The sequence below is a fragment of the Protofrankia sp. Cas8 genome (genome assembly GCF_963555845.1).
Lineage (GTDB): Bacteria > Actinomycetota > Actinomycetes > Frankiales > Frankiaceae > Protofrankia.
Window position 1 is genome coordinate 9050 of the sequence record NZ_CAUVXI010000006.1, and the last position, 6540, is coordinate 15589.

General features: G+C 68.7%; 5 protein-coding genes, 1 tRNA gene and 1 pseudogene. 3 read left to right on the plus strand and 4 right to left on the minus strand.

The features are described 5' to 3' along the window. The first annotated feature begins 427 nt into the window (after positions 1–427). The 3 genes from U9977_RS02225 (at position 428) to U9977_RS02235 (ending at position 3414) form a co-directional block, all read left to right on the plus strand. Positions 428–1084 (plus strand): hypothetical protein, encoded by a 657-nt coding sequence (locus U9977_RS02225; RefSeq protein ID WP_322747462.1) that lies wholly within the window; start codon positions 428–430, stop codon positions 1082–1084. 294 nt (positions 1085–1378) lie between these two features. Beyond that, positions 1379–1455 (plus strand) — tRNA-Pro (locus tag U9977_RS02230). A gap of 279 nt (positions 1456–1734) precedes the next feature. After that, a complete protein-coding gene (locus U9977_RS02235; RefSeq protein WP_322747463.1) occupies positions 1735–3414 on the plus strand; it encodes a metallophosphoesterase family protein in 1680 nt (559 codons plus the stop codon). A 195-nt stretch (positions 3415–3609) separates the two neighbouring features. On the opposite strand, the pseudogene U9977_RS26795 reads toward U9977_RS02235, so the two are convergent. The 4 genes and pseudogenes from U9977_RS26795 to U9977_RS02250 form a co-directional block, all read right to left on the minus strand. Next, positions 3610–3993 (minus strand): annotated as a pseudogene (locus U9977_RS26795) (MarR family transcriptional regulator); the annotation flags it as partial. A 103-nt stretch (positions 3994–4096) separates the two neighbouring features. Then, entirely contained in the window at positions 4097–5500 is a 1404-nt protein-coding gene (gene der / locus U9977_RS02240; protein ID WP_322747464.1) for a ribosome biogenesis GTPase Der, read from the minus strand. Positions 5501–5602: 102 nt separating this feature from the next. Further along, on the minus strand, positions 5603–6325 hold the full coding sequence (locus tag U9977_RS02245) for a lysophospholipid acyltransferase family protein (protein WP_322747465.1): 723 nt from the start codon (positions 6323–6325) through the stop codon (positions 5603–5605). After that, on the minus strand, positions 6322–6540 hold a 219-nt coding region (locus tag U9977_RS02250), incomplete at its 5' end, for a (d)CMP kinase (protein ID WP_322747466.1). The genes U9977_RS02245 and U9977_RS02250, both read right to left, overlap by 4 nt.

Sequence of the window (6540 nt, forward strand, 5' to 3'; positions counted from 1 at the left end):
GTACCAACCGATGTCACCCCATGCCGTCGGCACCTGGAGCGTTCCGTCCGGCTCGAGGCCGACCGACCCGACGGCCGCAGCGGTAGCCAGTACAGGAATACGCAGGAAGGTCGGCCGATTGTCGGACGTACGCGCCGGCTCGGGCACTGTCACCTGCGTACCCGCGGATGGCTTTTCCGTGGCAACGCCTCCTGTCGGGACAGTCTCCGCAGAGATTCCGGCGGCCTTCCAGAATTCGGACGAAACGATCCTCTGGCCACTCACCCCGATCAGGAGAAGTCCGAGCAGAACCAGCCACCGTGCCGACAAGATGACTTTCGGCTTCCTCCCGGCAATATCGCGTCCCATGCCCTTCCCCCAGACATCAAATGGCTACTGTGTTGCCCGCGGTAACCGTACCGCTACCGCACGAGAGAAGAGGAAGGTCATGACGCACAGAATGGGCCGGGGTGTGGTGATGCTGGCTATTTCAGCAGCCACCGCGTTCTTTGTTGGATTTACCCCTGCATCTGCATTTGCGGGCGACGACTCGTGGGACTCGCACCAGAGCTGGACGACCGAGCAGCCTGACTCGCCCACGGCCGGCCCCACCGGCCGTGGCGGCCCAACCGCGACCGCCGGCCCCGGCGGCCTTGGCGGCGTTGGCGGACCAACCGCGACCGCCGGCCCCGGCGGCGTTGGCGGCCCTGGCGGCGTTGGCGGACCAACCGCGACCGCCGGCCCCGGCGGCCTTGGCGGCGTTGGCGGCCCCGGCGGACCCACCTCAGCCCCAACGAGGGCTGCCGGCGCCACGCCGTCCTACGGCGGCCAAGGCGACAAGTGGGAAGGCAAAACGGACGACAAGTCCTGGGCAGACAGCAAGAAGAGCGACAAGCCCGGAACGGACAGCAAGAAGAACGACACGTCCGGAACGGACAGCAAGAAGAATGACACCTCCTTCAGTGCTCCGTCAGGTGGTGTGAACGCCGGTGGCGGTGGCACCGCGCCGTCCTTCCCGATCACCCCGGTCGCCGGTGTCGGACTCGGTGCCGCGATGCTCGGCGCGGGCCTCACCGCTCGCCGCAGGAGCCGCGCGACACAGTGATCAACGGGTCTGGATGCGCCCAGCCCTCACCGGGCGGATCCAGACCCCAGACAGGCCGCAGAGCGCACGACCACAGCTCTCGTCGTGTGCCCGGCGGCCCCAGGAGACACCGGTTCGGGTGGACGCCGCCGCCGAAATTCCCCGCGTCCACCCGAACCACCGACCGACCGGACACCAGGTACGATTCTGGGCTCACGCTCAGGTTCGTCGACGCTTCGGGCGACGCGATGAGCGCTGTCACCGGGTCGCCCGAAGCCCAGCCCGCTTCAGCGATGGGGTAACGTAGGCCCCGCACGGGACGTGGCGCAGCTTGGTAGCGCACCAGACTGGGGGTCTGGGGGTCGCAGGTTCAAATCCTGTCGTCCCGACCAACACGACAAGGGCTGCCGACGGGGTGAAGACCCTGGTCAGCAGCCCTTTTTGGCGCCATCGACACGGTGCGCCAGCGTCAGTCGGAGACTCCAGCCCCCTGCATCTGGGGACCTACCCCCGGTCAGATGCCGACTCAGCGGCTCCCCCGCCGCGATGTAGTTGCGCATGCAATAGTTGTCCGCCGCCCACGGGATGTCGTTTTGTGGAGACCGCCTGTTGGTGCAAGGTTCCCGGCCGACTGCTGCCGCCGATGCCCGCACGCCGCCACCATTTCCCAGGTGACCAATTTCACGAACCCGCAGGACGAGAACCCACTCCCGACAGCACCGGGCGATGACGCGGACGCAGGGAGAGCCGCCCTCAGCCGGCGAGGATGGCTGGGCGCGGTCGGCGCCGGACTAACCGTTGCCGGGGCGGACCCGTTCCTCGGCACCGTAGCCCCCGCCGCCGCCGCGACGACCGGCATGTCGCCAACACTCTGGGTACAGCCGGGCACCCTGGGCATGCCACCCGTGACGGGTCTGCACCTCCAGTTCGGCGCGGACGCATCCCGGGAAATGGTGGTGTCGTGGCAGACGCTGGTGCCGGTGCAAAGGCCACGGGTGCTGCTCGGCACACTGAACGACGGCATCGGGGCGAAGGTGGCTGCGGTCACCGACACCTACACCGACGCGCAGTCCGGGCAGAGCGTCTATGTTCACAGTGCCCGATTCCAGCAGCTGCATCCGGACAGCGAATACGTGTACACGGCGGTCCATGACGGGACGACGCCGGAGCCGGGGTCGTTTCGCACCGGACCACGCGGCCGGGCGCCGTTCACGTTCACAAGTTTCGGTGACCAGGGCACGCCCACCCTCGGGAAGCTGAACGGTCCACGGCCGGCGAAGATAACCGGACCCCTGCAGTATCTCAACGACAACCTCGGCTCGCCGTACGCCAATGACGTGACGACCGCCGTGGAGCGCGTCGCGCCGCTGTTCCATCTGGTCAACGGCGACCTGTGTTATGCGAACCTGTCGACCGACCGCCTCCGCACCTGGTCGGACTGGTTCGACATGACCACCCGGTCGGCCAGGTTCCGCCCGTGGATGCCGGCTGCCGGCAACCACGAGAACGAACGCGGCAACGGCCCGATCGGGTTCGGCGCCTACCAGACCTACTTCACCGTTCCCGGCAACGGGGGCGACCCGGAGACCAACGGCCTGTGGTACGCCTTCACCGTCGGTTCGGTCCGGGTGGTGAGCCTGAACAACGACGACGTCTGCTACCAGGACGGCGGCAACAGCTATGTGCACGGCTACTCGGGCGGGGCACAGCGGCGGTGGCTCGAGGCGGAACTCGCGGCGAGCCGGAACAACCGGAACATCGACTGGATCGTGGTCGTGATGCACCAGGTCGTGGTGTCCACCGCGGACCACCCCGGCAATGGCGCGGACCTGGGCATCCGGCAGGAATGGGTGCCGTTGTTCGACCAGTACGGCGTTGACCTGGTCTTGTGTGGCCACGAACACCACTACGAGCGATCCCACCCGATCCGCGGCCAGCAGCCCACCGACACCCTCACCCCGATCCCGGTCGCGACCCGGACCGATGTGGTGGACACCGGCGCTGGAACCGTCCACATGGTCATCGGCGGCGGCGGCACCTCGATACCCTCGATCGACGTGTTGTACGACACTCCGGCATGCAACGTCATCACCGGCGTGGGAGCTACCGGTGCCAACGGCAAACGTACACCGATCTACGTGTCAGAGGCCGCGCCGTGGTCGGCGGTGCGGGACCGGGTCAACCCGTACGGCTTCGTTGCCTTCACCGTCGACCCGGGGAACAAGCGGGGCGGTCTGACGTCGATGGCTGTCACCTACTACGCCGTCACCGGCCTCTACGGTCAGGTCCAGCCCGTCGACACCTTCACCCTGCAGCGACGGCGCAGCGACGGCCTGGGCCCCACGCGATAAACCGGCGCCCCTCTCGGTCGCCACGCCGCGGGCCACCGCGTCGTTCAGGCGCTCGATCAGCGTCGCCAACTGTCGGAGATCTTCAGTCGACCAGTCGGCGACGGTCGTCATCAGGAACTCCCAGCGTTGCTCGGCAGCCTCGGCCAGGCGTTGACGCCCGGCCGAGGTCAGGTCCGCCCGCCGGACCCTACGATCAACAGCGTCGCTGGTCCGCACGACCAGACCCCCGGCGACGAGCTGATCGACCACACGGGCCGCCCGCGCGCGATCAACCAGGAGCAGCTCCGCGATGTCGGACAAGGTCGGGGGTGGCGGCGAATTCGTCTCGATGAAACGCAGGACCCGGTAGTGCGTCGGCGCCACCAGCTCGGGTAGGGACGCCAGCAGGCGCGCCCGCGGCATCAATCCGTAATACCCCAGCCGGTGGTGCCGCATCATCTGCATGGCCATCTCCACACGGCGCGTGAGGTGTGCTCGCTCGCTCACAACGGCCTCCGGGTCCCGGGGGGCAGGCCAGGGTCGGTTGATGGCCCCCAGGCCGGCACCGGTGAGATCGGCGCCGGACGGACCGCCGGCCATGGTATTGCCCCGGACAGCGGACAGCGGGTGATGGGACAGCGGGGCTATGGGGTGATGGGGCAGCGGGGCGATGTCTGGGCTGCGAAACGCAGGTGACCGCCCGTCACTGACGTTTCTCGCCCCGTTCGCGAACCCGGATGGAAATCTCGATCGGTGTTCCGGCAAAGCCGAAGTCCTCGCGCAGCCTCCGCTCCAGGAAGCGACGGTAGGCCGGCTCCAGGAACCCCGTCGAGAAGATGACGAACCGGGGTGGCCGCACACCGGCCTGCGTCGCGAACAGTACCCGGGGCAGCCGCCCGCCACGGGACGGCGGCGGGGTGGCCGCCACGACCTCGCCGAGCCAGGTGTTGAGCCGGCCGGTGGAGATCCGCATCCCCCACGAATCCAGCGAAGATCGCAGGGCTGGTGCGAGCCGATCGACCGCGCGGCCGGTCATTGCCGACACGTTCACCCTCGGCGCCCAGGCGACCCGGCCGAGATCTCGGGTGATCTCGCGTTCCAGCGTAAGACGGCGGTCTTCGTCGAGCAGGTCCCACTTGTTGAACGCCAGTACCAGAGCCCGCCCGGCCTCGACCACCATGGTGATCACCCGTTGGTCCTGTTCGGTGAGTGGCTCGCCGGCGTCGAGCAGGACGATCGCGACCTCGGCGGCCTCCAGCGCGGCCGCAGTACGTAGCGAGGAGTAGTACTCCGCTCCGGCGGCCTCCCGGACCCGACGCCGCAGGCCGGCGGTGTCCACGAACTTCCACACCTCGCCCCCGACGGTCACCAGCTCGTCGACCGGGTCACGGGTGGTACCGGCGACCTCGTCCACGAGCGAGCGCTCCGTCCCGGCGAGCCGGTTGAGCAGGCTAGACTTCCCCACGTTCGGCCGGCCCAACAGGGCTACCCGCCGCGGACCGTCCACCTCCTCGAAACGCTCGCGCGGCGCTTCCGGGAGGGCCGCGAGCACCGCGTCGAGCAGGTCTCCGCTGCCACGGCCGTGCAGCGAGGAGACCGGATGCGGCTCACCGAGCCCGAGGCTCCACAACGCGGCTGCATCCGCCTCCGTCCGAGCGTCATCGACCTTGTTCGCGGCGAGAACGACGGGCAGCCCCGACCGCTGCAGTACGCGCGCGACGGCTTCATCCGCGTCGGTCGCACCGACCGTGGTGTCGACCACGAACAGCACCGCGTCGGCCGTGTCCAGCGCCGCACGTGCCTGCTCGGCGACCCGGGCGGCGAGCCCACGCGCGTCAGGCTCCCAGCCGCCGGTGTCGACGACGACGAAACGCCGCCCGTTCCAGGTTGCGTCGTATGCGACCCGGTCGCGGGTCACGCCCGGGACGTCCTCGACCACCGCGGCCCGACGGCCCAGGATCCGGTTCACCAACGTCGACTTGCCGACGTTGGGGCGTCCGACAATCGCCAGCACCGGCTGCCTCTCGGTGGCGCCGGGCGGGTACCCGGCCTCGTCCTGCGGTGCCTGCGAAGCCACACCCACAACGTCCTCGTCTCTGTTCGTCATTTCCGTTCATTGCCGTTTATAGACGTTCATTGATGTTCCTTGCTGTTCCTTGCTGTTCCTTGCTGTTCACAGTCGCGTCTGCTCATGATCGTGTCGACCGCGTCACGATCCGGGAGGCAGGCGGGCCGCCACCAGGTGGTCGGCGATCCGTAACCGGATGTCCTCCGCCACCGCCGCCAATGCCCGACGCGACCGCGGGTTCGCCGGGACCTCCACGTCGAACGGACGCCCGAACACGACCCGCGCCGGCACGGAACGCCTCGGCCAGCGAACGCCCCTGGGCAGGGCCAAGCCGGTGTCGATACACGCGACCGGTAACACCGGGCACCGTCCGTGGACAGCGAGATAGGCGATACCATGCTGTACCGTCTGCACCTCGCCGGATCCCCGGGTACCTTCGGGAAACACCCCGATGGTTCCGCCGCGCCCCAACTCGTCGAGTGCAGTGTGTAACGCGGCCCGATCGGGTCGGCCACGGTCGACCGGGATCTGGCCGGCAATGCGCAGCAACGGCCCGAGGAAACCTCGGTACATTTCGGACTTCACCAGGCAGCGGACTGTGCGCGGTGACTCGATCACGACCAGGGGGCCGTCCAAGAGGCTGCTGTGGTTTCCCGCGAAGATCAGCGGACCGGTCGCCGGCACGTATTCAAGCCCCTGGAGGGTCACCTGCATGATGGCCCGGTTCACGACGAGACGCAACGGTGGCTTGAGCACCCTGTGCACAACGTCGCGGTAGGGCCGGGACGCCGCCCCACGCGGCGGCACGGGCACCGGCGGCTGCCCGGCGCCGGCTTCCGTGGCGTCGGGGCTTCCGGTGGTCATGGCGCGTCGGCCGTTACCCGTTCGCAGTGCAGCAGGACCTCGTCCACAACAGCCTCGACGGACAGACTGGTCGAGTCGAGCACGATCGCGTCGTCGGGGACGGCCAGCGGGTCCGCGGCGCGGGTCGAGTCCAGCACGTCCCTGCGATCGAGCTCGGCGAGGGTGCGGGCCACGTCATCCATGCCCTTCTCCCCGAGCTGGTGCGACCGCCGCAA